This window comes from Nocardia sp. CA-129566, assembly GCF_050956075.1.
Taxonomy (GTDB): domain Bacteria; phylum Actinomycetota; class Actinomycetes; order Mycobacteriales; family Mycobacteriaceae; genus Nocardia.
Window position 1 is genome coordinate 6,614,599 of record NZ_CP192085.1, and the last position, 26,147, is coordinate 6,640,745.

26 protein-coding genes are annotated in these 26,147 nt (G+C 66.9%); 8 read left to right on the forward strand and 18 right to left on the reverse strand.

Features of this window, described 5'->3' with window-relative positions; genetic code table 11:
* Nucleotides 1–22 precede the first annotated feature (22 nt).
* Entirely contained in the window at nt 23–1,066 is a 1,044-nt protein-coding gene (nadA, locus tag ACQP0C_RS29065) for a quinolinate synthase NadA (RefSeq protein WP_433725020.1), read from the reverse strand.
* Between the two features lie 93 nt (nt 1,067–1,159).
* On the opposite strand from nadA, the gene ACQP0C_RS29070 reads away from it, so the two are divergent.
* On the forward strand, nt 1,160–1,918 hold the full coding sequence (locus ACQP0C_RS29070) for an NUDIX hydrolase (protein WP_433725022.1): 759 nt from the start codon (nt 1,160–1,162) through the stop codon (nt 1,916–1,918).
* Nucleotides 1,919–2,827: 909 nt separating this feature from the next.
* Here the strand turns inward: ACQP0C_RS29070 and ACQP0C_RS29075 are convergent.
* From ACQP0C_RS29075 to bioB, 6 genes are all read right to left on the reverse strand, one after another.
* On the reverse strand, nt 2,828–3,013 hold the full coding sequence (locus ACQP0C_RS29075; protein ID WP_433679451.1) for a hypothetical protein: 186 nt from the start codon (nt 3,011–3,013) through the stop codon (nt 2,828–2,830).
* A 287-nt stretch (nt 3,014–3,300) separates the two neighbouring features.
* Nucleotides 3,301–3,936: a hypothetical protein gene (locus ACQP0C_RS29080; RefSeq protein WP_433725024.1), complete on the reverse strand. Its 636-nt coding sequence runs from the start codon at nt 3,934–3,936 to the stop codon at nt 3,301–3,303.
* A gap of 158 nt (nt 3,937–4,094) precedes the next feature.
* Nucleotides 4,095–4,628: a DUF1353 domain-containing protein gene (locus ACQP0C_RS29085; RefSeq protein ID WP_433725026.1), complete on the reverse strand. Its 534-nt coding sequence runs from the start codon at nt 4,626–4,628 to the stop codon at nt 4,095–4,097.
* Nucleotides 4,629–4,722: 94 nt separating this feature from the next.
* The gene (locus tag ACQP0C_RS29090; protein ID WP_433725028.1) at nt 4,723–5,460 is read right to left on the reverse strand and encodes a DUF2567 domain-containing protein; all 738 of its coding nucleotides are present in this window, start codon (nt 5,458–5,460) and stop codon (nt 4,723–4,725) included.
* A gap of 2 nt (nt 5,461–5,462) precedes the next feature.
* On the reverse strand, nt 5,463–5,678 hold the full coding sequence (locus ACQP0C_RS29095; protein ID WP_433734686.1) for a hypothetical protein: 216 nt from the start codon (nt 5,676–5,678) through the stop codon (nt 5,463–5,465).
* 62 nt (nt 5,679–5,740) lie between these two features.
* Nucleotides 5,741–6,754, reverse strand: a complete 1,014-nt coding sequence (gene bioB / locus ACQP0C_RS29100; RefSeq protein WP_433725030.1) for a biotin synthase BioB — start codon at nt 6,752–6,754, stop codon at nt 5,741–5,743.
* Nucleotides 6,755–6,911: 157 nt separating this feature from the next.
* On the opposite strand from bioB, the gene ACQP0C_RS29105 reads away from it, so the two are divergent.
* Complete coding sequence (locus ACQP0C_RS29105) at nt 6,912–7,496, forward strand: TetR/AcrR family transcriptional regulator C-terminal domain-containing protein (protein ID WP_354957061.1); 585 nt, start codon at nt 6,912–6,914, stop codon at nt 7,494–7,496.
* A 198-nt stretch (nt 7,497–7,694) separates the two neighbouring features.
* Here the strand turns inward: ACQP0C_RS29105 and ACQP0C_RS29110 are convergent, their stop codons facing one another.
* Nucleotides 7,695–9,116, reverse strand: coding sequence for a DHA2 family efflux MFS transporter permease subunit (locus tag ACQP0C_RS29110; protein WP_433725032.1), 1,422 nt, complete (start codon nt 9,114–9,116; stop codon nt 7,695–7,697).
* Between the two features lie 177 nt (nt 9,117–9,293).
* Here ACQP0C_RS29110 and ACQP0C_RS29115 point away from each other — a divergent pair, with 177 nt between their 5' ends.
* Both ACQP0C_RS29115 and ACQP0C_RS29120 read left to right on the forward strand, forming a co-directional pair.
* The gene (locus tag ACQP0C_RS29115) at nt 9,294–10,271 is read left to right on the forward strand and encodes a sigma-70 family RNA polymerase sigma factor (RefSeq protein ID WP_433725034.1); all 978 of its coding nucleotides are present in this window, start codon (nt 9,294–9,296) and stop codon (nt 10,269–10,271) included.
* Nucleotides 10,268–10,816 carry a maleylpyruvate isomerase family mycothiol-dependent enzyme gene (locus ACQP0C_RS29120; RefSeq protein ID WP_433725036.1) on the forward strand — a complete coding sequence of 183 codons (549 nt, stop codon included), beginning with the start codon at nt 10,268–10,270 and terminating at the stop codon, nt 10,814–10,816. The genes ACQP0C_RS29115 and ACQP0C_RS29120 overlap by 4 nt, the downstream gene beginning before the upstream one ends.
* Before the next feature lie 288 nt (nt 10,817–11,104).
* Here the strand turns inward: ACQP0C_RS29120 and ACQP0C_RS29125 are convergent, their stop codons facing one another.
* The 8 genes from ACQP0C_RS29125 to ACQP0C_RS29160 all read right to left on the reverse strand — a co-directional run bounded on the left by ACQP0C_RS29125 (nt 11,105) and on the right by ACQP0C_RS29160 (nt 20,014).
* The gene (locus ACQP0C_RS29125; protein WP_433725038.1) at nt 11,105–12,343 is read right to left on the reverse strand and encodes an MFS transporter; all 1,239 of its coding nucleotides are present in this window, start codon (nt 12,341–12,343) and stop codon (nt 11,105–11,107) included.
* Nucleotides 12,344–12,434: 91 nt separating this feature from the next.
* Entirely contained in the window at nt 12,435–13,778 is a 1,344-nt protein-coding gene (locus tag ACQP0C_RS29130) for an LLM class flavin-dependent oxidoreductase (protein WP_433725040.1), read from the reverse strand.
* Nucleotides 13,775–14,524, reverse strand: a complete 750-nt coding sequence (locus ACQP0C_RS29135; RefSeq protein ID WP_433725042.1) for an ABC transporter ATP-binding protein — start codon at nt 14,522–14,524, stop codon at nt 13,775–13,777. Before ACQP0C_RS29135 ends, ACQP0C_RS29130 begins: the two co-directional genes overlap by 4 nt.
* Entirely contained in the window at nt 14,500–15,366 is an 867-nt protein-coding gene (locus ACQP0C_RS29140; RefSeq protein ID WP_433725044.1) for an ABC transporter permease, read from the reverse strand. The genes ACQP0C_RS29135 and ACQP0C_RS29140 overlap by 25 nt, the downstream gene beginning before the upstream one ends.
* Nucleotides 15,367–15,368: 2 nt before the next feature.
* Nucleotides 15,369–16,457, reverse strand: coding sequence for an ABC transporter substrate-binding protein (locus ACQP0C_RS29145; protein ID WP_433725046.1), 1,089 nt, complete (start codon nt 16,455–16,457; stop codon nt 15,369–15,371).
* A 75-nt stretch (nt 16,458–16,532) separates the two neighbouring features.
* A complete protein-coding gene (locus tag ACQP0C_RS29150; RefSeq protein WP_433725048.1) occupies nt 16,533–17,699 on the reverse strand; it encodes an alpha/beta fold hydrolase in 1,167 nt (388 codons plus the stop codon).
* Between the two features lie 421 nt (nt 17,700–18,120).
* Complete coding sequence (gene bioD, locus ACQP0C_RS29155) at nt 18,121–18,795, reverse strand: dethiobiotin synthase (protein WP_433725050.1); 675 nt, start codon at nt 18,793–18,795, stop codon at nt 18,121–18,123.
* Nucleotides 18,796–18,859: 64 nt separating this feature from the next.
* Nucleotides 18,860–20,014 (reverse strand): 8-amino-7-oxononanoate synthase, encoded by a 1,155-nt coding sequence (locus ACQP0C_RS29160; protein ID WP_433725052.1) that lies wholly within the window; start codon nt 20,012–20,014, stop codon nt 18,860–18,862.
* Between the two features lie 132 nt (nt 20,015–20,146).
* Between ACQP0C_RS29160 and ACQP0C_RS29165 the strand changes: the two genes are divergently transcribed.
* Nucleotides 20,147–20,458: a hypothetical protein gene (locus tag ACQP0C_RS29165; protein ID WP_433725054.1), complete on the forward strand. Its 312-nt coding sequence runs from the start codon at nt 20,147–20,149 to the stop codon at nt 20,456–20,458.
* Nucleotides 20,459–20,464: 6 nt separating this feature from the next.
* Here ACQP0C_RS29165 and ACQP0C_RS29170 read toward each other — a convergent pair whose 3' ends face one another.
* The gene (locus ACQP0C_RS29170) at nt 20,465–21,760 is read right to left on the reverse strand and encodes an adenosylmethionine--8-amino-7-oxononanoate transaminase (protein WP_433734687.1); all 1,296 of its coding nucleotides are present in this window, start codon (nt 21,758–21,760) and stop codon (nt 20,465–20,467) included.
* Between the two features lie 254 nt (nt 21,761–22,014).
* On the opposite strand from ACQP0C_RS29170, the gene ACQP0C_RS29175 reads away from it, so the two are divergent.
* Complete coding sequence (locus ACQP0C_RS29175; protein ID WP_433725056.1) at nt 22,015–22,947, forward strand: bifunctional helix-turn-helix transcriptional regulator/GNAT family N-acetyltransferase; 933 nt, start codon at nt 22,015–22,017, stop codon at nt 22,945–22,947.
* A 3-nt stretch (nt 22,948–22,950) separates the two neighbouring features.
* Here ACQP0C_RS29175 and ACQP0C_RS29180 read toward each other — a convergent pair whose 3' ends face one another.
* Nucleotides 22,951–23,388 (reverse strand): MarR family winged helix-turn-helix transcriptional regulator, encoded by a 438-nt coding sequence (locus ACQP0C_RS29180; protein ID WP_433725058.1) that lies wholly within the window; start codon nt 23,386–23,388, stop codon nt 22,951–22,953.
* Between the two features lie 188 nt (nt 23,389–23,576).
* Here ACQP0C_RS29180 and ACQP0C_RS29185 point away from each other — a divergent pair, with 188 nt between their 5' ends.
* On the forward strand, nt 23,577–23,963 hold the full coding sequence (locus ACQP0C_RS29185) for a hypothetical protein (RefSeq protein ID WP_433725060.1): 387 nt from the start codon (nt 23,577–23,579) through the stop codon (nt 23,961–23,963).
* A 59-nt stretch (nt 23,964–24,022) separates the two neighbouring features.
* Complete coding sequence (glgX, locus tag ACQP0C_RS29190) at nt 24,023–26,143, forward strand: glycogen debranching protein GlgX (protein WP_433725062.1); 2,121 nt, start codon at nt 24,023–24,025, stop codon at nt 26,141–26,143.
* Nucleotides 26,144–26,147: the final 4 nt, after the last annotated feature.

The window sequence follows — 26,147 nt, forward strand, 5'->3', positions numbered from 1 at the left end:
CTCCGTTCACACCCGGGCGCGCTCATTCGCCACCGTCCGGGTTGCCGATTTCGATCATCCGCTGCACCGAATTGCGGGCCAGCGCAGCCGTTTCCAGGTCGACGTGCACCTCATCGGTGTTCTCGACGAGCGAGCGGAGCAGCGCCGCCGGGGTGATCATCTTCATGTACTTGCAGGACGCGCGGTCGTTGACGGCCTGGAAGTCGATGCCGGGCGCGGCCTTTCGCAGCTGGTGCAGCATACCGACCTCGGTGGCCACGAGAACCTGGTTCGATTTCGCGGCCCGCGCGGCATCGATCATGCCGCCGGTGGACAGAATGTGCACCCGGTCGGCCGGGAACGAGCCCTCGCCCGCGAGGTACAACGCCGAAGTGGCGCAACCGCATTCGGGGTGCACGAACAGTTCGGCATCCGGATGGGTGCGGGCCTGCTCGGTCAGCTCATCACCGTTGATTCCGGCGTGCACGTGGCATTCGCCCGCCCAGATGTGCATATTCTCGCGGCCGGTGACGCGCTTGACGTGCGCGCCGAGGAACTGGTCCGGCAGGAACAGCACCTCACGGTCGGGGTCGATGGAGGCGACGACATCGACGGCGTTCGACGAGGTGCAGCAGATATCGGTGAGCGCCTTCACCGCGGCCGTGGTGTTCACGTAGGAGACGACGACCGCATTCGGGAACTCGGCCTTCCAGGCGCGCAGTTCGTCGGCGGTGATGGAATCGGCCAGCGAACAACCGGCGCGCTGATCCGGGATGAGCACCGTCTTCTCGGGGCTGAGGATCTTGGCCGTCTCGGCCATGAAGTGCACGCCACAGAACACGATGGTGTCCTCGGGGGCCTCGGCCGCGATGCGGGACAGCGCCAGCGAATCACCGACGTGGTCGGCGACATCCTGGATCTCGGGCAACTGATAGTTGTGCGCGAGAATCGTCGCGTTGCGCTCCCTGGCGAGTCGCTTGATCTCGGCCGCCCACTCCGGCGTGGCCTCGACACCGGCGAATCCGGTCGGACCGTCGAATACCTGCCCCATCAGCGGGGGCGCCAGCTTCGCACCCATCGTCGCCATGATGGCTCCTCTCCTCGTGCGATCGGAGCTTGTGCCTGTTCACATGGCAGCCGATTCACACCCAAACCAGGTTTTCGACTTATAATCGAAAACGTGCCCCATAGTAACACCATCCACGAAACGCTTACCGCGGTGTTCCAGGTTCGGCGCTTCCCCGACGACATCAGCGCAGGTAGCAGCCCTGCGCGGGTGACCGATGAGCTGATTCGCCCCTGTCCGCCCGGTCAGCGGACCGAACTCGCGGTGCTGCTATGGGAGCGCGCCCTCGACCCGCAGAAGGGCACCTGGTCGCTGCCCGGCGGCCGCCTGCGCGACGACGAGGATCTCAATGTCTCGGCCCGCCGTCAGCTCGCCGAGAAAGTCGATGTGCGCGAGCTGGCACATCTGGAGCAGCTGTCGGTATTCAGCAATCCGGACCGGGTCCCCGCGCCGCGCCGAATCGCCTCGGCCTATCTCGGCCTGGTGCCGCTGACCGCCGACCCGAGGCTACCGTCCGATACCGCATGGCATCCGGTATCGATGCTGCCGTTGATGTCATTCGATCACGGCACCGTTGTCGAGCACGCGCGCACCCGACTCGCGGCGAAACTGTCCTACACGAATATCGCCTTCGCCCTGGCACCGGAGCGGTTCACCATGTCGACACTGCGCGAAATCTACTGCGCCGCACTGGGTTATGAGGTCGATACGACGAATCTGCAGCGCGTCCTCACGCGCCGCAAGGTGATCACGCCGACCGGCGCGACCGCATCCCCCGGCCGGGCGGGTGGACGGCCCGCGGCGGTCTATCGGTTCACCGACTCCGAACTCCGAGTCACCGACGAATTCGCCGCATTCCGCCCACCCGCCTGACCCACTCGATCGCCTCCCCGCGATCGGCCCCCATTCGGCGACCGGAACCCCCGAACCGGTCGCCGAGCACGAAACGGACTGTGCCGCGGCCACTGCCATAGGGGCCACGGCATCCGAGCGCGCCCCGATCGCCGGTGACCGGGGCACTCCCCTTTTACCCGGACAGCCCGCCGGGCACACCCAGATGCCCGGAGCACAGGATCCAGACGACCCAGTTGGATGGGAAGCGCGTCTCCACCAGGCCGGTCCCAATTACTAGCGATTTCCAGAACATTTGCCGTCCCTCCCTGATCGGCTGAAGTTCTTTCGTGCTGTGCGGTGGCGAAATCGGCTGTCCGCCCCCGCTGTTCGATCGCTCGAACGACTTCGACACTAGGGATCGGTGCGCCGCGAGGAAACGGCCGAGCGTTTACAGTCGCCGAATATGGCTGGTCACAGCCGGATACGAGTTGTCCGGACCGGAAGCGGCTGGCCGCCCCGTCTTTCCGGACCGGAGAGATATGCGGGCTATCGATCACTGTGTGGCAGAACGCTATCCGGCATCGTTGAGACCGCAAGATGTCGTTTGCCCAACGGCTGCGGAGGCAGGGGCGATCACCATGAGTGTGTGCCGTTCCGACCAACCAAGTCGGGAGGGCGGGCGCTGCGATGGCGGCATCGGAAGTTGGAGTTCACAGACCGGCAAACGATCCGCCCGACCGTATGATCCGGGCCGAAAGAGCGGCCGAGCGCCGATGATGCGAGCGTGCGTCGGCTCGGCTGCGCTGTCCCGGGACAGTGCCGATAATTCGTCGACCGATTCTGGGCTCTGCGCCAACGTGCCTGTCCGACCGGACCAATAGAAAAACCCCGCCTCCGCATGCTCCACATACGAAAACGGGGTCAACCGACAGCACTACCGGATCGGCCTCAATCCCCCACCCGACCTTTATGCTTCACATTCCGCCGGTACCGCCGCTTACTGGGAATCGGCTGCGCGGCACTGGACCGCCGCAGCGCATTCCGCCGCCGCCACGCCACCAGATCCGGCCGCTCCCCGGATGCTTCCGGAACCAGCACTGCCTGCCCATGCCTGGTCAACATATCCTCGCTCATCGCCACCTCCTTCCCATTCGCAGCTCGCCGTGCCCGTCAACGGTAGCCATGCCACCGCACCTGCGGCCACCGATTTTCATCCGCACGGCGGCGCATACGCGAGCTGCGGCAGGTGTTCCCGCCACACCATCGGATTCAGTACGCCCCGAGCGACATCGCAGATGCGGGCGACTGCGTGCTGCGATCTCGAATCAGGCGTGAATCGGGCCCGTATGGAGTCCTCGGCAATTCGGCGAGACGCTCGGGCGTCGACGGATCGGAGATGTCGTACAACGTCGCGCCCTCGTTCATTTCTCGACGGGCGCGCTGCCCGGAGTCATCGACGCGACCGCCCATTCCTCGACCGGATTCGACAGCGCCGGAAGCAACCCCGCGGCGAGCAGCGAGGATTTGCCCGCACCGGAGGCGCCGACCAGCATCACAATGCCGCCGTGTCCCTCGGGACCCACTGTGGTGTGGACCAATTCGGCCAGCTCCGCGGTCGGCCTGCTGCGGCCGAAGAACAACTCGGCGTCGTCACGGCCGTAGGAGGTGAGCCCGAGATACGGGCACTCGGCCGGATCGGCGGCCGGATCCCACGCATTCGACGCGGCCCACAACCGTTGCCACTCTTGCACATCCAGCAGCGCGGCCGGCACGGGCGCATTCGACTTGCGCGCCTCCTCGACCAGCGTCAGCAGTACGGGCAGCAAGGATTCGAAGCGTGCTGGCACATTGCGCCCGGCCTTCCAATCGCTGATGCGCTGAACCGATGCGCCGCCCTGCTGCCCAGGTGCCCGCGTGGCCCGCATCCGCGCCTGCGCGGCGGCAGCCACCCGACGCAAGGTGGGATTGCCCGCGGCCTCGAAGAGCGCGGCGAACTGTTGCGAGAAAACGGTTCGCGGCGACGGTCGCAGCCGCGAACCTCGATGACCCGAATCCATCTGTCCTCCTGCGCTTTCCGATGGCGGGAGCGACACCCCCCCGGCGTGCAACGAGATTAGGACGGGCCAGCGGCACACGTGCACCGGCCGCATGCGAACATGCAGTTAGCAGGCTGAAAAGAGCGTCCGGACCGGAACTTTCGAAGGGGCCGCCGTGCTCAGGCCGTCTTCATCTGCGGCTTGGGCGGCGGTGCGGCCGTTCGGCGGGACAGCCGCCCGAAACCCCAGAACACCAACTCGACGAACCAGAACAGCAGTAGGAATACCGTCACCACGGTCACCGGGATCGCGAGAAACCCGAACGATGGAATGGCGATGAGCACGACCAGTGCGATATCGCCGAGGTTCGCGCCACGCAGCCGACTGCCCAAACGCACTGCGGCCCACATCATGTAGCGGCGCGGTATCGAGACGCGGAACTCGCGCAGACAGCGCCGGAAGATGCCGTCGGCGTCGGCCGTACTCACCGCATTCGAACTGCGCAGATAGTCGTGCAGGATGGCGGCCCGGGTGTAGATGCCGTAGCGGGGCACCAGCCAGACCAGAGCCCTCGGCACCGATGCGAAGTCGGTGCGGAAGCCCGCGGGGATTACGAATTCCTCTGTCGCACCGTGATAGACGAGCGGTTCGACCACTCGCCAGAACTGTGCGTCGAGCTCCTCGACGACCGGCCCGCTACCGACGAACGCCACGATCCGTTCCTCTCTGAACGCACAGCGTATCCCATAATTCTAGGGTTTTCCGATACGACTGTGCCGTCGCGCGGGCAACGGTTCGGACACTAGTTCAGCGAGCGCGACCCGAACCGGCCTCGCCGGGCGGTCCGAAGCCGTTGTAGGGCACACCGTAGGGCATCGGCCCGCCGTTCGCGGCGCCGCGATAAGGATCGGCACTGTTGACCGACTCGAATGTGCTTGTCGCGAAGGAGGATCGCCGTCGATTGCCGAACGGCCCGCTGGAGCCGGTGCCCAGATCCTCCGACGGACTGAGGGCCGCAAGGAACAGCACGATCAGCGAGGCGAGCAGCGGCTGCACGATCAACGCCAGCCAGCTGCCGACCTCCACCGGCAACCGCACGATCTGTCCGACCGGCGGGTCGTACGGCATCGGATGCTGCCACCGCATGATCTGCTCGCCGACCTTCGACATGACATAGGCGCCAGCCACCGCGCCGATCAGCAGACCGATCTGCAGCAGCGGCCCGCGCGCGCGACGCCAGCGCCACGAGCCGACCGCGGTGAGCACCCCGAGCACCGCGCCGATGCAGATGAAGATCGCCAGTGCGTCGAATTGGTGCACGCTCTCCCCGGTCAGGGTCGCGCCCTTGGCCGGTACCGCACCGGCGCGCGCCTTGACCACCAGATACTGCTGGGTGGGCGCCACAAAGGCCCACACCACACCGCCGAGCGCGCTGAGCAGCAACGCACCGACCGCGATCAGGGCCGCGGCCCGCAATTCGCGGCGCACACCGAGCCGCCGGGCCGATCTGGGCGGCGCGATCTGGATATCGCCGTATTCGGCCACCACTAGCGGTGTTCCAGATTCTTCGAGTCCAGCACTCCGTGCCGCGAGCACTTCGCCCACCAACCATCGGGGCTGACCTGCACGATCATCCGGCGGCCGCACTGCTCGCAGAAGCGCGGCGGTTCCAGTCCGAGCGCCGCCGCGGCGGGGACCGGATCGTCGAGCCCCAGCACAATGCGTTTGCCGGTGAACGGGTTGTAGCGCTCGTCCATATCCATGACAGTACTCACGGCGCCAGCCTCTTTCGTGATGCTTGCCTACTCAGTGTTTCGGCAGCGGATCAGAGCGTTTCGTTGAGGGCCTTGATCGGCATCTTGAGCTCGCCGAGCAGATCCAGATCAGCTTCGGCGGGCCGACCCAGGGTGGTCAGGTAGTTGCCGACGATGACGGCATTGATGCCGCCGAGAATGCCCTGCTTGGCCCCGAGGTCGCCGAGGGTGATCTCGCGACCGCCCGCGAAGCGCAGGATGGTGCGCGGCAGTGCGAGCCGGAACGCGGCGACGGCGCGCAGCGCGTCGGCGGCGGGCAGCACCTCTAGGTCACCGAAGGGGGTACCGGGACGCGGGTTGAGGAAGTTCAACGGCACCTCGTCCGGTTCGAGCTCGGCCAGATTCGCCGCGAATTCCGCGCGCTGCTCCAGGGTTTCGCCCATGCCGAGGATGCCGCCGCAGCAGACCTCCATGCCCGCTTCGCGGACCATGCGCAGGGTGTCCCAGCGCTCTTCCCAGGTGTGCGTGGTGACGACATTCGGGAAGTGCGAGCGGGAGGTCTCCAGGTTGTGGTTGTAGCGGTGCACGCCCATCGCGGCGAGCTGGTCGACCTGTTCCTGGGTGAGCATGCCGAGTGAACACGCGACCTGGATGTCGACCTCATTGCGAATGGCCTCGACACCGGCGGCGACCTGCGCCATCAGCCGCTCGTCCGGACCGCGCACGGCGGCGACGATGCAGAATTCGGTGGCACCGGTCTTGGCGGTCTGCTTGGCGGCCTCGACCAGGCTGGGGATATCGAGCCAGGCGGCACGCACGGGCGACTGGAACAGGCCCGACTGTGAGCAGAAGTGGCAGTCCTCGGGGCAGCCGCCGGTCTTGAGGCTGATGATGCCCTCGACCTCGACCTCGGGACCGCACCACTTCATGCGCACCTCGTGCGCCAGGGCCAGCAGCTCCTCTAGCCGGTCGTCGCCGAGCCGCAGCACCTCGAGGGTCTGCTCCTGGGTCAGGCCTTCGCCGCGCTCGAGCACCTGCTCGCGGGCGGTCGTCAGAATATCGGTGTGGACGGGTGCCTGGGTCACTGCACGAATCCCTTCGTCCGGCCGAGGTGGCCGTGCAACTTGAACGGTGTTCAGGCTAGGGTAGCGGTAACAGTGAGTCAAAACACGCGCGGCATGAGCGACGGGCCCGGAGGCGACAGCGGGAACGCCGCGATCGAATACAGCGGAGGAGAACCTCGTGCAACTGCACCGGGCGGACGTGGTCGACGGCGCCATCGCCATTCTCGACCAGTACGGTCTCGCCGACCTGACCATGCGCAGGCTCGCCGGGTCGCTCCAGGTCCAGCCGGGCGCACTGTACTGGCACTTTCCCAATAAACAGGCGCTGCTCGGCGCGGTTGCCGACCGGATACTCGCGCCGATGGAGGATCCCATCGAGGCCGAGGATTGGTCCGGCCAGATCACCGAATTGGCGCATCGGCTGCGCAGCTGCCTGCTCGCATATCGCGACGGGGCCGAATTGGTCTCGGCGACCTATGCCTCCCGGCTCACCACGAGCAAGGGCCGGGAACGACTCGTGGTGGCCGCGATCCGCGCCGGAATGCCGCGGTCGGAGGCCGAACTCGCGGCGTACACGCTGCTGTACTACGTGCTCGGGCAGACGGTGGACGAACAGTCCAGGATGCAAATGGATTCGGCCGGGGCGCTGACCGAGGACGCCTCACCGCTCAACGACACCACGGACGCGACCGCACGCTTCGACTTCGGGTTGCAGTTGTTCGTCGGCGGTGTGCGTCATCTGCTCGGCTCGCGCGTGCGCTGAGTCCGGGCACGTCCGGCGTCGACGCAGACCTTGGTGCCAGGCGTACTCCTGCGTGTTCGGCCCAGCGTTGAGCACCGCGGCCTTCCCCAGGGTTGAACCCACGTCAGTACCGATTGCACACCCTTGTATCAAGTGCAGCTGATACAAGGGTGTGCAGATCACCACTGAGGCCACATTCGGAGGACGACCGGTCCGGATTCAGACGGACACCGCCGTCGCCTCCAGATCAGCGGCCGCAACACTCGCCCGACGGCCGGGCAGCGCGAGTGCCACCACCGCGCCCAGGAGCGCAAGTGCCGCACCGACTTCGATCGCCGGGCCGAATCCGGCGGTGAATTCGTCCACCGAGCCGTAGCCACCGGATCCGGCGAAAACCGCTACCGCGATGGCGATTCCGAAGACTCCGCCCAGCTCGCGCATCATGCTGTTGGCACCGGCCGCCTTGCCGAGCATCGCGTGTTCCACCGCGCCGACAACCGAACTCTGCGCCGACGGCAGCACCATCGAGGTGCCGACGCCGGAGACGATGAACGGAATCACCAAGGAGCCGTAGGCCATTGCCGGATCGGCGACCGTCGCGATCCAGAACATGCCGCCTGCCATCAATCCCAGTCCGGTCACCATGAGCGGCCGCTCCCCGATCCGGTCGGCCAGCGCACCGGCGAGCGGGGCGCAGAAGAACAGCGTGAGAGTCCACGGCAGCAGCCGCAATCCGGCGCCGAGCGGACCGTAGTGCAGCACCGCCTGCAGGAACTGCGCGTAGAAGAACACCTCGCCGAACAGGGCGGCGAAGGTCAGGAAGATCGCGGTATTGCCCGCCGCGAAGCCACGATTCACGAATAGCCGCATCGGGAACATCGGCTCGCGCGCGCGTGCCTCCCAGACCGCGAAGGCGATCAGCAGGGCGATCCCGCCGACCAGCGCGACCAACACCTCCGAACTGGACCAGCTCGCGATATTGCCGCGCACCAGGCCCCACACCACACCGAACGCACCACCGGTGACCAGCGCCAATCCGATGCCGTCCACCGCGTGGTCGGGGCCGAAGCCCTCCGGAACCCGGGTCGCCACCAGTGGAATCGCGACCAGTCCGATCGGCACGTTCAGCCAGAAGATCCACTGCCAGGACAACCCCTCCGCGACGGCGCCGCCGACCAGCGGACCGCATGCGACCGCGAGGCCGGTTATGCCCTGCAGCAGACCCATCGCCATACCCCGCCGCTCCGGTGGAAATGCCGCGCTGACCAGGGCCAGCGCCAGACTCATGATCAATGCCGCGCCGACGCCCTGAGCCACCCGCGCGGCGATCAGCGTCGTGACCGAGGTCGATACCGCGCACGCGGCCGAGGCGGCGACGAAAATGCCGAGCCCGACCGTGAACATCCGCTTGCGTCCGAAGCGGTCGCCGAGCACGGCCGCGGTCATCAAGAGGACGGCGAAGCTGAGGTTGTATCCGTTGACGGTCCATTCGAGCGTCTCGAGCGACGCTCCCAGGTCGTGGCGAATGGTGCTGAGCGCCGTGCTGACGACCAGGGTGTCCAGTGCCGCCATCAGCGAGGCGACCGCGCCGAGTGCGAGCACCCAGCGCTGGGTCACCGCCGAAACAATCGGTGTGCTCACGATGGTCCTTCCTATGGGTTTCGGCAGGTCCGGTGGTTTCGAACCCGCACAGATACCGACCGGCACAGGACCGAAACTCATCGTCGGCATTGATTTCGCCGCAGGCCGATGAGTTCCGGGCGGTTCGGCGGTCGGTATTCACAAGGACATGTTTCGGGGCACCCGGAAGGACAGCAGATGACCGATAGCGACGAATTCGCCGCCCGCACGATGCCGTATCGGCGCGAACTGCTCGCCCACTGCTACCGGATGCTCGGTTCGGTCGACGACGCCGAGGATCTGGTGCAGGAGACGATGTTGCGGGCCTGGCGCGCCTACGGTGACTTCGAAGGCCGTGCTTCGATGCGGACCTGGCTCTACCGGATCGCCACGAACGCCTGCCTCAACGCACTAGAGCACAGCAGTCGACGGGTGCTACCCGCCGGATTGTCCGGGCCGACGGCCGATCCGAGGCAGCACGTGCGCTTCGCACCCGAAATCCCCTGGCTGCAACCGATGCCGGACGTGCTCATCGCACCCGAGGTGTCGGATCCGGCCGCCATTGTCGCGGCCCGTGACGATATGCGGCTGGCGCTCATCGCCGCATGGCAGTATCTGCCGCCGCGCCAGCGCGCGGTACTGATTCTGCGAGATGTGCTGCACTGGAAGGCCGCCGAGGTCGCGGACCTGATCGGGACCAGTGTGGCGGCGGTCAACAGCATGCTGCAACGCGCACACGCCGCCCTCGATGAACTGGGTCCGGACAAGCCGGTGGCCGAGCCCGACGATCCCGAAATCCGTGCGCTGTTGGACCGATACGCCGCGGCGTTCGAGGCCGCCGACATGGATACGCTCATCACACTGTTGCGGTCGGATGCGGTCTGGGAGATGCCGCCGATGGCCGAATGGTTCCGCGGCGACAGCACGATCGTCGAACTGATCGCAGCCAAGTGCCCGTATGCGCCGGGCGAGGCCCGCATGGTGGCGATCGCGGCGAACGGCCAGCCCGGATTCGCGTTCTATCTGCGTGGACACGCGCAATCGCTGCATGTGCTCACCGCCACCCCGGACGGGATCTCGCATGTCGTCTCCTACCACGACGCCGCGCTGTTCGAGGCATTCGGCCTGCCCACGTCCCTGGTCGAAACCGCGCGGCGCGAGCCGGTTCTGCCATGACCGATGACCTGCTCGAGCGGGCGGTCGCCTATCTGCTCGCGGTACTGCCCGATATCGGCCCGGACCTGTCGGCACCGACACCGTGCCGGGGCTGGAATACCCGCACGCTGCTCGCGCACGTGGACGAGTCGATAGCCGCATTGCGCGAAGGCCTCGCGGGCGGGCAGGTTCGACTGACACCTGGCGCGCCGATGCCGAATTGTGCCGGTACCCTGCACATTCGCAGTCGCGCCGAAGCCCTGCTCGGCGACTGGGCGAACGAGCGTCCGGAATCGGTCGTGGTCTTCGACAAACCGGTATCGGCCCGAGTCCTCGGCACGGTCGGCGCGCTCGAACTCACCATCCACGCATGGGATCTCACCGCCGCCGCCCCGGCCGCCCCGCCGATCCCGGATCGCCTCGCCCGCCAATTACTCAATGTGGCACCAAAACTGGTCCCGGTCGCGGACCGCTGGCCCCTCTTCGCTCCCCCGATCGAACCACCGACCGCCGCGCCAACAGACCGCCTACTCGCCTACCTCGGCCGCACCCGACCACCGCACTGACATTCCCGACCACCCATCGCCCCAAGCCCAGCAATGCGGAATCCCGCACACCCAGTGAGCGCCTCACACAAGGAGCACGACGCGCTCATCAGGTATGCAGCAGACGCAAATCATGATCCGGCGCCAGCTGACATTGGGCGACTGAGTGCGGGCGCTCAGGCCACTGCGTGAGTGTGTTCGTTCCCGCGCCGAGGTTGGTTGGCCCCGCCACAAACCCCGGGAATTCGGCGCCTTGGCCAGGGGGGCGATATCGGGGCCGGCGGCCGACGCGGGTGACCGGCTACTCGCCTACCCGGGACGTGCCCGGCCAGCGCGGTCGGCCCGAAGCGCAATGGGGTAAGCGCCGGGGAACCAGCGGTGCATGGCTATCGCGCCCGCGGATGCCGCCGCCGCGAGAACGAGAGCAGAGGCACCGAGAACTGTTGCGGCGCTGATCAGACCCACCGCGATCGGACCAGCGAACATGCCAGTATCGTGCGTCAGCCGCCAAGCGCCGAGGAATTCGGCGCGCTGACCCGGCGGTGCGACATCGGCGCCGACGGTCATGATGATGCCATTGCTCACACCGTTGGCGAGGCCGAGTAGTACTGCGACACCGGCGAGTTCGAATGCTGTCGAGGTGAGCGGGACAGTCGCGAACCCCGCCGCGAACAACAGCATCGATGGAACTCCCGTGGCGCGACTGCCATACCGATCGAGCCAGATGCCGCCCGGGTAGGACAGCAGCACATCCATCGCCCCGGCGATGCCGAATACCAGGCTCGTGATGGCGGCGCTCACGCCGATATGCGCGGCCCACAGCGGGAGTAGCGCGACGCGGGTCGCCCGCGCACCCCCCATCAGCAGGGCCGCCAAGCCGAGTGTGCCGAGCACCTTTCGGTTCTCGACGACTACCGAACCGAGTGTGTGGTCTGCGGAATCGACGGCATCGCCGTCGGCCGAGCGAATGGCGAGCATCGCCGCACCCGATATGACGGTTGTACCGAATTGCAGCCACAGCGCACCGGTCGGCCCCAGCAGGTAGACCAGTCCCGCCCCGGCGAACGGTCCGCAGAACAACCCGAACCGCGAGGCTCCGGCCAGGGCCGAGAACGCGCGGCCCCGCTCGGCCTGCGGCACCACGGCCACAATGTAGGACTGACGCGCCAAACCCCATACCGCGCTGGCGGTTCCATTCAGCAGCAGACCCACCGCGAGCACCCCGGCATGCGGCGCGAAGATCGCGCACAGCACCCCGACCAGACCGAGGCCCGAGCCGAGGGCGATCGCCGAACGCTCCCCTATGCGCGCGACGATCCGCCCGGCTGGCAGATCCGCCAGCACCATCCCCAACCCGCTCAGCGCGACAATGATCCCCGCCACCCCCGCCGACGCCCCCAGATCCAGCGCCCGCAGCGCATACATCGGTGCCGCAGCGCCGGACCCGATGCCGTACAGCACCACCGGCAGGAACACCGTCCACACCAGCGCCCGCAGGCGAACCGATGGTGTTGCGGCGCGGTCGATGTCGACTATCTGTTCACTCACAGCGCGAACGCCGACCGCCGCGATGGGCGATCCGGCTCGGCGACCGCCGCGCTCACAGCGCGATGACAGTCCGGCTCGGTAACCGCCGCGCTCACCGGGTGAAGGCCGGTCGGCGGGCGAACCGACTCTCGGGGCGCGTGAGGCCGAAGTGGTCGCGCAGGGTGGTCCCGGTGTATTCGGTGCGGAACAATCCGCGCTCCTGCAGAATCGGCACCACGGTTTCGGCGAAGACCTCCAGCCCGCCCGGGTAGTACGGCGGCATCACATTGAAACCGTCGGCGGCGCCATTGCGGAACCACTCCTCGAGCGTGTCGGCGACCTGTTCCGGAGTACCGGCGAAGACCCGATGCCCACGGGCACCGGCAAGACGGTGCAGCAGCCCGCGCACGGTGGGCCGTTCCCGCTGCACGATCCCGGCCACCACCTGCCGACGGCTGCGGTCGTTATCGGTGACATCGCCCGCGTCACTGAACAATTCGAGCGGTACGGGTTCATCCAGCGGCAGGTGCCCCAGACGCTGACCCGCGATGCCCTCCAACTGCTTCAGGCCGTATTCGGGCACGGTGAGCTCATTGAACTCCCGCTCGAGTCGCTTGGCCGCCGCCTCGGTATCGCCGATGAACGGGCTGATACCGGGCAGGATCTTGACCTGATCGGCGTCGCGGCCGAATTCGGCCGCCTTGGCCTTGATATCGGCGTAGAACGCCTGGGCGTCCTCGAGCCGCTGATGCGCGGTGAAGATGGCCTCGGCGTACTTGCCCGCGAATGCCCGGCCGTCATTGGACGCCCCCGCCTGCACGAGCACCGGATGCCCCTGCGGTGTGCGCGGTGCATTGAACGGCCCACGCACACTGAGGTATTCGCCGACGAAGTCGATCGGGTGGATCTTGTTCGGATCGGCGTAGATGCCCGCCTGCTGGTCCAGCAGGATCGCATCGTCTTCCCAGCTGTCCCACAGCGCGACGACCGCGTCGACGAACTCCCTGGCCCGCGCGTACCGCGTCGGGTGATCGGGATGTTTGTCGAGCCCGAAATTGGCCGCGGCGAGGTCGGTTCCGGTGGTGACGATATTCCAGCCCGCCCGGCCACCGGAGATGTGATCCAGTGTGGAGAACAGTCTGGCCAGGTTGTAGGGCTCGTAGTAGGTGGTGGACGCGGTGGCGATGAGTCCGAGATGCGTTGTGGCCGTGGCGATCGCGGTGAGCAGCGTGATCGGTTCCAGGCCGGATGCCGCGTTGTGTTCGACGTTGGTGCGCAGCGCGGGCCCGTCGGCGAAGAACACCGCGTCGAATTTGGCGGCCTCGGCGGTGCGCCCGATCTCCTGGTAGTAGGTGACATCGTAGATCCGGTCGGGTCGGCTCCGCGGATGCCGCCAGGCCGCCTCATGGTGTCCGGAGGGGTAGATGAACGCATTGAGGCTGAGTTGGCGGGTCATGAGGCTTTCTTCTCATCGTGCAGGGCCGCGACATCGACGCCGAGGCTGGCCAGCAGCAGTTCGCGCAGGCGGTGGAAATCCGGATCGACATGGCGGCGCGGACGTTCCAGGTCGATGCGCTGGTCGACGGCGATGCGCCCCTCGTCGAGGACGAGCACGCGGTCGGCGAGCAGCACCGCCTCGTCGACATCATGGGTCACCAGCAGGACGGCGGGCTTGTGTCGGGCGCACAGATCCTGCAGCAACACATGCATTCTGATGCGGGTCAGTGCGTCCAGCGCGCCGAAGGGTTCGTCGGCCAGTAGCAGCTCCGGCTCCCGAACCAGCGAGCGCGCCAATGCGACGCGCTGCTGCTCACCGCCGGAAAGCTCCTTGGGCCAGGCCTTTTCCCGTCCGGCCAGGCCGACCTCGGCCAGGGCGGTGCGGCCGCGCTCGGCGGCGTCGGCCCCCTTCAACCCGAGAGTCACATTGTCCAGCACCCGGTGCCACGGCAGCAGCCGCGAATCCTGGAACACGACCGCGCGTTCGGCGGGCACCCGCAACTCACCGGAGCCCGGCACATCGCGATCCAGCTCGGCCAGCGCGCGCAACAGGGTGCTCTTGCCCGAACCGCTGCGCCCGAGCAGAGCGACGAATTCACCGCGCGCGATATCGAGGTCGACACCGTGCAGCACCACCCGATCGCCGAAACCCCTGCGCAGCGCGCGGGTCCGGACCACGCTCAGTCCGCGATCGTCTGCCGCCATGACAGCGCCCTCCGTTCCGTCGCCCGCACGGCGATATCGCCGAACAGTCCGAGCAGGCCGTAGATCACCAGGCCGACGACGATGACGTCGATCTGGCCGTAGGTGCGCGCCTGCGTCATGAGATAGCCGATGCCGCTGGTGGCATTGACCTGTTCGACCACGACCAGCGCCAGCCACGAAATAGTGACCGCCAGCCGCAGACCGGTGAAGAATCCGGGCAGTGAACCGGGCAGCGCTATCCGGCGGATGAAGCCCCAGCGCGAAAGCCCCACCGTCGCGGCCAATTCCACATATCTGCTGTCGACGCCGCGCAGTTGCGCGTGGGTATTGATGTAGATCGGAATCGCGACACTGGTCGTGATGACGATGAGCTTCATCTCCTCGCCGATGCCGAACCACACGATGAACAGCGGAATCAGCGCCAGCGTCGGAATCGAGCGTTTGATCTGGATCGGGCCGTCCAGCAGGGCTTCCCCGATCCGGCTCAGCCCGGCGATCAAGGCGAGCACCACACCGATAACCACACCGAGCCCGAGACCCCAGCCCGCGCGCTTCAGCGAGGTGACCAGATTCGACTGCAGCCTGCCGTCGGCGAGCAGATCCCGTGCGGTTTCGGCGACCGTCCACGGTGCGGGCAACGTCTGCTCATCCAGTGCGCCCGTGGCGGATCCGAGCACCCACGCCGCGATCAGCAGTACCGGTCCGATAGCGATCCCGAACGGGATCGCGCGGCCGGGACCGAGGCGCGGTCGAGTCGGCTTGCGCCGGGCCAGCACCGGCTCCGACGCGGTGCGCGAAGTTCGTCCGATCCGGCCGAGTACGCCGACATCCACGGTGGCCATTGCTATTTCGCCTTCTGTTCGAATGCCGCGCCGCTCTCGGTGACGGCCTGGGTGACGACGGCGTCGAAGCGCAGATCGAAACCGTCCGCGGCACGCACCTTCTTGGGCAGCTCACCTGCCTTGTCGATCGCATCGATGGTGCCCTGCTGACGATCGACGAGCTGCTGATCCAGATGCGGGAAGGTGTAGGTACCGAGCGAGTCGACGATGCGCTTGGCGTCATCGGCGCTGACCTTCTGGTTCTCGACGTAATACCTACGCGCCCACTCTTCCTGGTGCGTATTGACCCACTGGTAGGCGCGAATGTAGGCGGCGACCAGCGCCCGGGTCGCCGCCGACTTCGCCGGATCCGTCACCACGGAGCGCCGCGCGTACAGGTAGCCGACGCCGCCGTGGATGCCGGTGGTCTCCGAATCCGGAATCAGCGATGTACCCGGGGTGCGCAACAGCCGGGTGACATTCGGTTCGACCAGCGGCGCGATATCGACCTGGCCGGTACGCACCGCGTCGAGGAACTCCGCGAGCTGCAGCCGAACCAGTTGCACATCACCGGGTTTCAGCCCGGCTTTGGCGAGCGCACGCAGCACTGCGGCCTGTTGGGCGGTGCCCTCCGCGTAGGCGATCTTCTTACCCTTCAGATCGGCCAGCGTGGTGGCCGTCTTACCCGGCGCCACCGCGAGTTTCAGTGCGCTGGGGCTGGACTGGTAGGCCGCGATGATCGGCACATCCTGCCCGGCCACCTGCGCGTGGATCGGCGGGACATCGCCCACCGTCGCGACATCGGCGGCACCGGCACGGAAGGCTTCCAGGATGGCAGGTCCACCAATGAAGTTGGCGAACTCCACCTTGAACGGCAACTTGTCGAGTTCGCCGGAGAACTGGAGTACCGACTTGAACCGCTCTTGTTGATCGGCGAGTACGAGTTTGGTGCCCGCGGGGATTTCGGTGGGCAACGGTGCGTTGGCATTGCCGACCGGCTTGTCGTCGCTCGCGCAGCCGGTGAGTCCCAGACTCGCAACGGCCGCCACGGCGAGCAAACTGGCGGTTGTGCGGCCGAGCAGGCCGGTCAGGAGCGTACGTGGTCGAAGCATGCTGGCATTGAAGCAAGACAAAACCGGCGCGAATACGGTTTGTCTTAGCCTGATTCCAACTCCGGAGCCGGGGTGTCAGGGCGGCGCGGCCGAGGAGACCGACTCCCGCACCCGCTGCTGATATCGCTCGATGAACGGCAGGATCTGCTGGTCGATGATCTGGTTGTAGGCCTCGGGCCGCTGCATCGGATTGGCATGCCCGGTATTTCGCGGCATGACGACCAACAGCGTGCCGTCCACGCCGCCGACCCGCTCGATGAGCACCTGATGGGAATACTCGACATCGACCACCCGGTCGTTATCCGGATCCCGGGGACGGATGAACACGATGGCCGGACGCGGTTTGCCATTGGCGGGACGCGACAGCGCGCGCAGGTCGTTGATCGCACCGCCCGCGACTATCGCCAGGAACTGTGTCTCGATCAGACCGTTGCTGGCCGCATCGCGGGAAAAGACCTTCTCGCGCAACACTTCCTCGACGACATCGCGCAATGGCTCCAGCCGGACGCCGGGCAATCCGTTGCGCCCGCGATCGATGAATCGGTCTCGCCGCGCATAGGTTTCGACGGCCAGCCGCAGGGTGCGGCTCTCGCGTGCACCGGGGAGCCAACCCATCCAGCGCACCATATCCTCACCAGCGCCGCGGCTCTCCGGGCGCACCGCGTTCAGATCCACCGGCGTGCAATCCAGTAGCACCCCCACCAGCCGCCGGTCGCTGCCGGTATGGATATGCCGGGCGACCTCGAGTGCGATGACCCCGCCCATGCTGTGCCCCACCAGCACGATGTTCTTCAGACCCGACATCTGCGCTGCGCGGATGATCAGGTCGGCGATCACCTTGGTATCAATGCCTTGATTGTCGTATTTGATCGCCCAGACCACACCCATCTCGCTGAGCGCGGGCAGCGCGGCCGCGGTATTGCTGGCATTCAGACCGCCGAGACCGACCATATCGACGACGACGGTGTCCCAATCGCGCTCGTGCGCGGGCGTGGCGATCGGCAGCACCGCGGGTTCGGTGCGCGCGAGCCGATCCCGTTCCGGGGTCACGTCGTACTCCCAGTACTGGGCGAATACGGTCAGCCCAGCGAGCAACACCACAGCGACCCGCAGCAGCGCCTGTCTGGTTCGGCGCAACGTCTGCCATCGGTGCCCGAGACGTGTCTCCCGGAGCCGGGCCGTCCGTCGCGCGCCGTCCCAGTCCGAGACGGTGGACGGGTGCCGATCGTCCAACGGCGACATCTTCCCCAGGGTAGGTACGGTTCGCCAGTACTGCCAGACAAACCAGCGGATCCCGACGAGCGGCCGAGCGCGTCGAGCGGAACCCGAACAGCTCGAGCGGGTGGAATCCGATGCCCACCTTCACCATTGAGCCGTGCTTCACTATTGAGCCGCGCCGACGATGCGGTGCGATAGCTCGATGCGCGCCTCAGGGCAATTCGCCGGTCTCCGCGAGTGCGGCGAGCTTGCCGAGCCGCCCTCGCGCGGATCGAATTCGTGCACCTGGCTGGTCATCCCGGTCGGCACCTGCCAACGCGCCACGCATCGGCATCGAGCAGCAGCCGATACACGGTCGCCCGCGGCGCTTGCACATGTCGTCCGATCCGAGTGGAAGCCACGGAGCAACGACACTCGAGCCACCGGATCCGAACGGTCTCAACGCTCAGCCGAGCGGGGACCAACCCGGAGTGAACCAACCGGGAGCCGCCGCGGCGAAGCGATCGCGCTCCCAGCGGCCCGCACCCGCGGGCACCGAACCGACCAGGTCGACGCCGGTGAGCCGGGGCAGATCGATGCGGTTGCATTCGGCGGCCAGATCCGGTTCGGCGGGCCAAGAGCCGATCACCAGACCCGCACAGCGGACTCCCGCGGAAGACAGTGTGCGCGTGGTCAATTCGCTGTGGTTGAGGGTGCCGAGCCCGGCGGCGGCAACGAGCAGCACGGGCGCATCGAGCTTCTGCGCCAGGTCGAGCAGCGTGAACTCGCCCAAACGGACCAGCAATCCGCCAGCGCCTTCCACCAATGTCAGGTCGGCATCGGCCAGCGAGTCGATGGCGGCGGCGGTTTCACTCAATGTCAGCTGCCGCTGTCCACAGCGGCGCGCGGCGGTATCCGGCGCCAGCGGCTCGGGATAGCGAGCCAGCTCCACCGTTCGCGTCACCCCGGTCAGACGTTCGATTTCGGCGAGGTCGCCGGGTTCCCCCGGACCGACACCGGTTTGGGCCGGTTTGCACACGGCCACGGTCCGACCGTCGGCCAGAGCGGCCGCGGCGAGGGCGGCCGTCACCACGGTCTTGCCGACCTCCGTCGACGTCCCGGTAACAAAGAGCACGCTCATGCCTGCGCCTCGCTGTCGCTCGGCTCCGGCCTACGCGTCGCGCACTGTGACACGATTGGCTCGCTCATGCGCCCACTACCTCCAGTCCACGCGCCCGCGCCAGTACCTCGGTGAGAACCGTTGCGATGGTGTCGATTTCAGCGGAAGTCAGGTTCGCCCGCGCGGTCAGCCGCAATCGCGACGTGCCCTCGGGCACCGAAGGCGGACGGAAGCACCCGACATCCAGCCCACGCTCGCGACAGGCTTGTGCGGCATCGAATGCGACCTGCGCCTCCCCCAGCACGACCGAGACTACCGCCGAATCCGGTTCCGCCACACCGGCAATGCACGCGATCACGGCGGCCCGCTCCAGCACCCGCCGCGCCATTTCGGGTTCGCGACGCAACAATCGCAGGGCGGCCCGAGCGGCGCCGACCGCGGCGGGCGCGAGCCCGGTATCGAAGATGAACGTGCGCGCGGCATCGATCAAATGCGCACGCACACGCGCGCTGGCCAGTACCACACCACCTTGCGCGGCAAGGGCTTTCGACAGTGTCGCGGTGATCACCAGATCCGGCTCCCCGGCCAGACCGACCTCGTGCACCAGCCCGCGTCCGCCCGTACCACGCACACCGAGCCCGTGCGCCTCATCCACGATCAACACCGCACCGCCGGCCCGGGTGACCCGGTGCAATTCGGCAAGCGGAGCCAGATCACCGTCGGCGCTGAACACCGAATCGGTGAGTACCAGCGCCCGCTCCTCGGTGCGCTCACCGAGCAGCCGCTCGACCGCAGCGACATCGCGGTGCGGGGCAATCGCCACCCGCGACCGCGACAGTCGGCAGGCATCCACCAGCGAGGCATGGCTGCCCGCATCGGAGACGACCAGCGCACCCCGTCCGGCCAGCGCGGTCACCACACCGAGATTGGCCGCATAGCCGGAGGCGAAGACCAAACCGGCTTCGGCGCCGACGAATTCGGCGAGTTCGGTCTCCAACTGTTGGTGTTCGGCGGTGGTCCCGGTGACGAGCCGGGATCCGGTCGAGCCGGCACCCCAGCGGCGCACGGCCTCGACCGCGCCCTCGATCACCTCGGGGTGACGCACCAGCCCGAGGTAATCGTTGGAGGCCAAGTCGATCGACGGCGACTGCGGCGCGCGGGCTCGCAGCTCACGGCGCAACCCAGCGCTCACGCGCTCGGCGGCGCGTTCATCCAACCAGCCCAATGGATCGGTAGTCACAGCTCCGAAGCATACTTGAACACCGTTCAGGCCGCCTACCCAGGGGCCGCTGCTGGTACCGTGGGACCCATCGTTGAAGGCCGTCACCGTCCAACGGTGGCGCGGCATTTCCGCCAGAGGGAGCAGGGCCGAATGCCACGGTGGGCGATAGTCGTCGAAGAGACAACGGGTTCCGGGGATCACACGCGCTGGTCGCCGCGCGTTCTCGCGCAGGTGGTCGGCACCCGCGAACAGGCCACGGCCAAACTGAGCGCACTCATCCCGAGCTTCGTCCCACAGTATCCGAGGCTCCCCGGCCGCCGCGTCCTGCTCCGCGACGGCGATACCTACCTGCTGATCGCCAGCGGCTGGGCCGAGGACTACCACTGCGTCTTCCGGGTCTGGCAGGTCGTTTCCGATTCCGACTACCCCGAGATCGCCGAAACCCAAAGCGGCACCGGCTAGCCGCGATCAGGCCTGGGCGGCGGCGACCATCGCGGCGGCGATCCGTTCGACATCGTCGGTCGTGCTGATGAACGGAGGCATGGTGTAGATCAGATCGCGGAAGGGGCGCAACCAGACTCCGGCCTCGACGGCAGCATGGGTGGCCTTGCGCATATCCACCGGATGGTCGAGCTGGACGACGCCGATCGCACCGAGCACCCGCACATCCAGCACACCGGGCAGCGAAAGAGCCGGAGCCAGACCGGTTTTCAACTCCGATTCGATCCGGGTGACCTCACCGCGCCAATCCCGTTGCAGCAGCAGTTCGATCGAAGCCACCGCGACGGCGCAGGCCAGCGGGTTGCCCATGAAGGTCGGCCCGTGCATCAGCCCGCCGTGTCCGGCGCTGATGGTTTCGGCGATCCGCGTGGTGCACAGTGCGGCGGCCAAGGTCAGATAGCCGCCGGTGAGCGCCTTGCCGACGCACATCACATCCGGGCTCACCCCGACGTGGTCGGCCGCGAAAAGCGCTCCGGTGCGGCCGAATCCGGTCGCTATCTCATCGAAGGCCAGCAGCACCCCGTATTCATCGCACAGGCGGCGCAGATCGGTCAGATACCGGGGATCGTGCCAGCGCATGCCGCCCGCCCCCTGTACGACCGGTTCCACTATCACCGCGGCGGTTTCATCGGCATGCGCGGCGAGCAATCGCTCGAATTCGGCCACATATTCCGCTGAGTACTCGAGCGGCGGCGCCGGGGCGAAGATCTGCTCGGCGAGCACATCGGTCCACAGCGAATGCATACCGCCCTGCGGATCGCACACGCTCATCGGTGTGAAGGTGTCACCGTGGTACCCGCCGCGCCAGGTGAGCAGCCGACGCTTGTCCGGCCGTCCCGCCGCGCGCCAGTACTGCAGGCACATCTTCACCGCGACCTCGACCGATACCGATCCGGAGTCGCACAGGAACACCTTGTCCAGACCCGCGGGCGTCAGCTCGACGAGCAGTTGGGACAGCCGGGCCGCCGGTTCATGGGTCAGCCCGCCGAACATCACATGACTCATCCGCTGCGACTGCGCCACCAGCGCGGCGTCCAGCACCGGGTGCCGATAGCCGTGGATGGCAGCCCACCAGGAGCTCATCCCGTCGACCAATTCCCGGCCATCGGCCAGTGTGAGCCGGGTGCCCCGAGCACCGGAAACCACCAGCGGCTCGGTCGTCGCGGGGAAGCCGCCGTAGGGATGCCAGACATGCTCGACATCGATGGCGGTGATCTCGGCTGAACTCCAGGGGACGGCAGCCGGCGGGGTGGGTGAACTCAGGGGGACGGCAGCCGGCGGAGCCGGCGGGGTGGGTGAACTCAGGGGGACGGCAGCCGGCGGAGCCGGCGGGGTGGGTGAACTCAGTGCCACAGCAATCCTCGCGGTCGCGCGACGGCCCCGGCCTTCCCGAGGCGCGCTTGAACGGCGTTCAAGTTACCACCCGAGCTGCGCGCGCACGATCCCGCATCAGCGAAACGGTACCGATCAGGGCGGTGTGACGTATCCTTTGACTCAGTCAAAGATTGGGAGCCGCCGTGACCACCGTTGCCGCCACCGATATCGACACCGTCCGTGAATTCAATCGCCGCTATACCCGGGTCATCGGCGTGCTCCGCGAGGGCCTGCTCGACAGCGAATACTCACTGACCGAAGCGCGAATCATGTTCGAACTGGCCAACTCCGGCTCCACCGAGGTCGTCACACTGCGCCGCACGCTCGATCTCGACCCCGGATATCTGAGCCGCATTCTGGCCCGTTTCGAGAAGGACGGACTGGTCCAGCGCAACCGCAGCGAGAGCGATGGGCGACGCCAGGAGGTCCGGCTGACCGCGCGCGGCCAAGAGACTTTCGCGGTGCTCGACCAGCGATCGAACAGCGAGGTGGGCTATCTACTCAACGCGCACTCACCGGCCGAACGCGCCCGGCTGGTCACCTCCATGCGCACGATCCAGCGCATTCTCGACGGTCGAGGACCGGCGGAATTGGCGATCCGCGCCCCGCGACCGGGCGACTACGGCTGGGTGATCGAGCGCAATGCCGCGCTCTACGCGGCCGAATACGGATGGGATACCAGCTACGAAGCGCTCGTGGCCCGCATCGTCGCCGATTATCTGGACGCGCACGACGCCCGCCGCGAGCGCGCCTGGATCGCCGAATACGACGGTGAACCGGTGGGCTGCGTGTTCTGCGTTGCGGAGAACGAGACCACCGCCCGACTGCGGCTGCTGCTGGTGGAGCCGAGCGCCCGCGGGCTCGGTGTCGGCTCGACACTGGTCGACCAGTGTCTGCGATTCGCCGCCGACGCGGGCTACCGCGAGATGGTGCTGTGGACCAATGATGTCCTCACCTCGGCGCGCCACATCTATCAGCGCGCGGGTTTCGAACTGGTGGAATCGAATCCGCACCACAGCTTCGGCCACGATCTGGTCGGCCAGACCTGGCGGCTGACCTTGCCGAAGCGCGACTGACCGCTAGTCGGCCAGCGCCTCGGGCACCCGCCCCAACCACTGCCGCAGCTCAGCCAACCCGCGCTCCCCCAGACGCGTCACGAGTCTGCGCTCGATCCGTCGGATCTGCTCGGCCGCAATACCGAGCGCCGCCCGCCCCTCGCTGGTCAGCACCACCAGCCGCGCCCGCCGATCGCTCGGATCGACCTTCCGCTCCACATATCCGCACCGCTCCATATGCGCGACCAGCTCCCCCATCGACTGCTGAGTCATACCGGCCTCCTGCGCCAATTCGCTGATCCGCGAGCCTTCCGGGGCCAGATAGCGGAATACCGCGTAGTGCGCGGGGCGTAGATCGTCGCGCAGCGCGGCCCGCAATTCTCGATTCAGCTCGTGTTCGAAGGCGTGCGTTGCCTGACCGAGCAGCTTCAGCACTGTGGCGTGCGGATCAACCGTTGACACATTATGAAGGTTACCTTTATATCTGGAGATATGCGAGACACACTCACCTTCCGCAACGGGCACCGCATCACCTTCATCGCACAAGGTGACGACGAACTCGGCCCTTACCTGCGCTGGAACATCAACTGCCCGAGGCGGACCGGCAGGCGGGCCCGCACTGGCATCCCGAGCTCAGCGAATCGTGGACCGTGCGCCGCGGTCGACTGCACTTCAAGATCGACGGCGCGGAAACCGTTGTCGGCCCGGGTGACTCGCTCACCGCGCCCCCGCGCGCCGTACACGAGTTCTGGAGCGAGGCGCCCGATACGGTCTTCGATCACGAGATCCGCCCGCCGCTACGGCACTGGGAAATGTTCCAGCTGTGGCACGCACTGGATGCCGCGGGCAAGACCACCGTCCGTTCCAGGATGCCGCGCAACCCGTTGGCCCTGGCATTGCTGTGGGATTACCAGGACGGCTATCTCGCGGGCATCCCGATCCGGCCGCAGCGCGCGATACTCGGCGGACTCGCCCGGCTCGCCATCCGAATCGGCTACCGGCGGCGCTACGCGGTAACCGGCCGCGACCAGGACTGACTCGCCCGGCCTCAACCACCCACACGGAGTGCGCTGCGGCTGACGCTAGTGTCGTTGACATGGCTCAGCCCGACGCAGCGACCGGTGAGGTGACACCCCTCGGTGTCTGGCCCGGCACGGCCTACCCTCTCGGCGCGACCTACGACGGCGCCGGAACCAATTTCTCGGTGTTCTCCGAGGTTGCCGACGCCGTCGAATTGTGCCTGATCGCCAGGGACGGCACCGAAACCCGGGTGCCGCTGGAAGAAGTCGACACCTACGTCTGGCACGCCTATCTCCCGACCATCGGACCGGGGCAGCGCTACGGCTTCCGGGTGCACGGACCCTACGATCCCGAGCACGGATTGCGCTGCGATCCAAGCAAATTGCTGCTCGATCCGTACGGCAAGGCCTTCGACGGCGAATTCGACAACGACTCCTCGCTCTACACCTACGGCCAGGATTCGCTGGGGCACACCATGACCGGCGTGGTGATCAACCCGTTCTTCGACTGGGGCGCCGATCGCCCACCCAATCGCCCCTACCACGAGACGGTCATCTACGAGGCGCACGTCAAGGGCATGACGATGACGCATCCGGATATTCCGGAGGAACTACGCGGCACCTACGCCGGTATCGCGCACCCGGCGATCGTGGCGCATCTGAAGGGCCTCGGCATCACCGCGATCGAGCTGATGCCGGTGCACCAATTCCTGCACGACCGTGTCCTTTTGGATCAGGGGCTGCGAAACTACTGGGGCTACAACAGCTTCGGCTACCTGGCCCCGCACAACGAATACGCCGCCAGTCCGCGCGGCGGTGCCGCGGTCACCGAATTCAAGGCCATGGTGCGCGCCCTGCACGCGGAGGACATCGAGGTGATCCTCGACGTCGTCTACAACCACACCGGCGAGGGCAATCACCTCGGGCCGACCCTGGCCTTCCGCGGCATCGACAACGCCGCCTACTATCGCCTGGTCGACGACGACCCATCGCACTACATGGATTACACCGGCACCGGTAACAGCCTCAACGTGCGCCACCCACATACGCTGCAGCTGATCATGGACTCGCTGCGCTACTGGATCCTGGATATGCACGTCGACGGCTTCCGCTTCGATCTGGCCGCCACCTTGGCCAGGGAACTGCACGATGTGGACCGCCTGTCGACGTTCTTCGATCTGGTGCAGCAGGATCCGGTGGTCAGCCAGGTGAAGCTGATCGCGGAGCCGTGGGATGTCGGCGAGGGTGGCTACCAGGTCGGCAATTTTCCCGGCCAGTGGACCGAGTGGAACGGCAAGTACCGCGACACCGTTCGCGACTACTGGCGCGGCGAACCGGCCACGCTCGGCGAATTCGCCTCCCGGCTCACCGGATCCTCGGATCTGTACGAGGCCACCGGCCGTCGCCCGAGCGCCAGCATCAACTTCATTACCGCCCACGACGGCTTCACGCTGCGGGACCTGGTGTCCTACAACGAGAAACACAATGAAGCCAATGGCGAGGGCAATCGCGACGGCGAGAGCTATAACCGCTCGTGGAACTGTGGGGTGGAAGGACCGACCGACGATCCGGAGATTCTGGCATTGCGCGCGGGGCAGAGTCGTAATCTGCTCGCCACGCTGGTGCTCAGCCAGGGCACCCCGATGCTCGCGCACGGGGACGAGATGGGCCGCACACAGCAGGGCAATAACAATGTCTACTGCCAGGACTCGTCGCTGGCCTGGATGGATTGGTCACTGATGCAGACGAATTCGGATCTGCTCGAGTTCACCAAACGGGTGATCGCGCTGCGCACCCGGCACCCGATCTTCCGGCGCCGCCGCTTCCTGGCCGGCAGGCCGATTCGCGCCAAAGACCATGCCCGCGATATCGCCTGGCTCACCCCGGCGGGTGAGGAGATGACGCCCGCGGACTGGGACAGCGGATTCGGCAGATCACTGACGGTGTATCTCAACGGCCTCGGCATCAATGAGCCGGGTCCGCGCGGCGAACGCATCACCGACGATTCGTTCCTGCTGTGCTTCAACGCGCACCACACCGGCCTCGACTTCGCACTTCCCGGCCCCGATTACGGCGCCGAGTGGTCTGTCGCACTGGATTGTTCGGTGCCCGACGGCCGCGCCGACGCCACCTATCCGGCGGCGAGCGTCATCGCCGTCCCCGCTCGTTGTCTGCTCGTCCTCCACTGCCCCGCATAACCGA

Coding starts and splice junctions, on each gene's coding strand:
- nadA (WP_433725020.1), bottom strand. CDS start 1,066: ATGGCGACGATGGGTGCGAAGCTGGCGCCCCCGCTGATGGGGCAGGTA.
- ACQP0C_RS29075 (WP_433679451.1), bottom strand. CDS start 3,013: ATGAGCGAGGATATGTTGACCAGGCATGGGCAGGCAGTGCTGGTTCCG.
- ACQP0C_RS29080 (WP_433725024.1), bottom strand. CDS start 3,936: ATGGATTCGGGTCATCGAGGTTCGCGGCTGCGACCGTCGCCGCGAACC.
- ACQP0C_RS29095 (WP_433734686.1), bottom strand. CDS start 5,678: ATGGATATGGACGAGCGCTACAACCCGTTCACCGGCAAACGCATTGTG.
- ACQP0C_RS29115 (WP_433725034.1), top strand. CDS start 9,294: ATGACCGATAGCGACGAATTCGCCGCCCGCACGATGCCGTATCGGCGC.
- ACQP0C_RS29120 (WP_433725036.1), top strand. CDS start 10,268: ATGACCGATGACCTGCTCGAGCGGGCGGTCGCCTATCTGCTCGCGGTA.
- ACQP0C_RS29130 (WP_433725040.1), bottom strand. CDS start 13,778: ATGACCCGCCAACTCAGCCTCAATGCGTTCATCTACCCCTCCGGACAC.
- ACQP0C_RS29135 (WP_433725042.1), bottom strand. CDS start 14,524: ATGGCGGCAGACGATCGCGGACTGAGCGTGGTCCGGACCCGCGCGCTG.
- ACQP0C_RS29140 (WP_433725044.1), bottom strand. CDS start 15,366: ATGGCCACCGTGGATGTCGGCGTACTCGGCCGGATCGGACGAACTTCG.
- ACQP0C_RS29145 (WP_433725046.1), bottom strand. CDS start 16,457: ATGCTTCGACCACGTACGCTCCTGACCGGCCTGCTCGGCCGCACAACC.
- ACQP0C_RS29150 (WP_433725048.1), bottom strand. CDS start 17,699: ATGTCGCCGTTGGACGATCGGCACCCGTCCACCGTCTCGGACTGGGAC.
- bioD (WP_433725050.1), bottom strand. CDS start 18,795: ATGAGCGTGCTCTTTGTTACCGGGACGTCGACGGAGGTCGGCAAGACC.
- ACQP0C_RS29165 (WP_433725054.1), top strand. CDS start 20,147: ATGCCACGGTGGGCGATAGTCGTCGAAGAGACAACGGGTTCCGGGGAT.
- glgX (WP_433725062.1), top strand. CDS start 24,023: ATGGCTCAGCCCGACGCAGCGACCGGTGAGGTGACACCCCTCGGTGTC.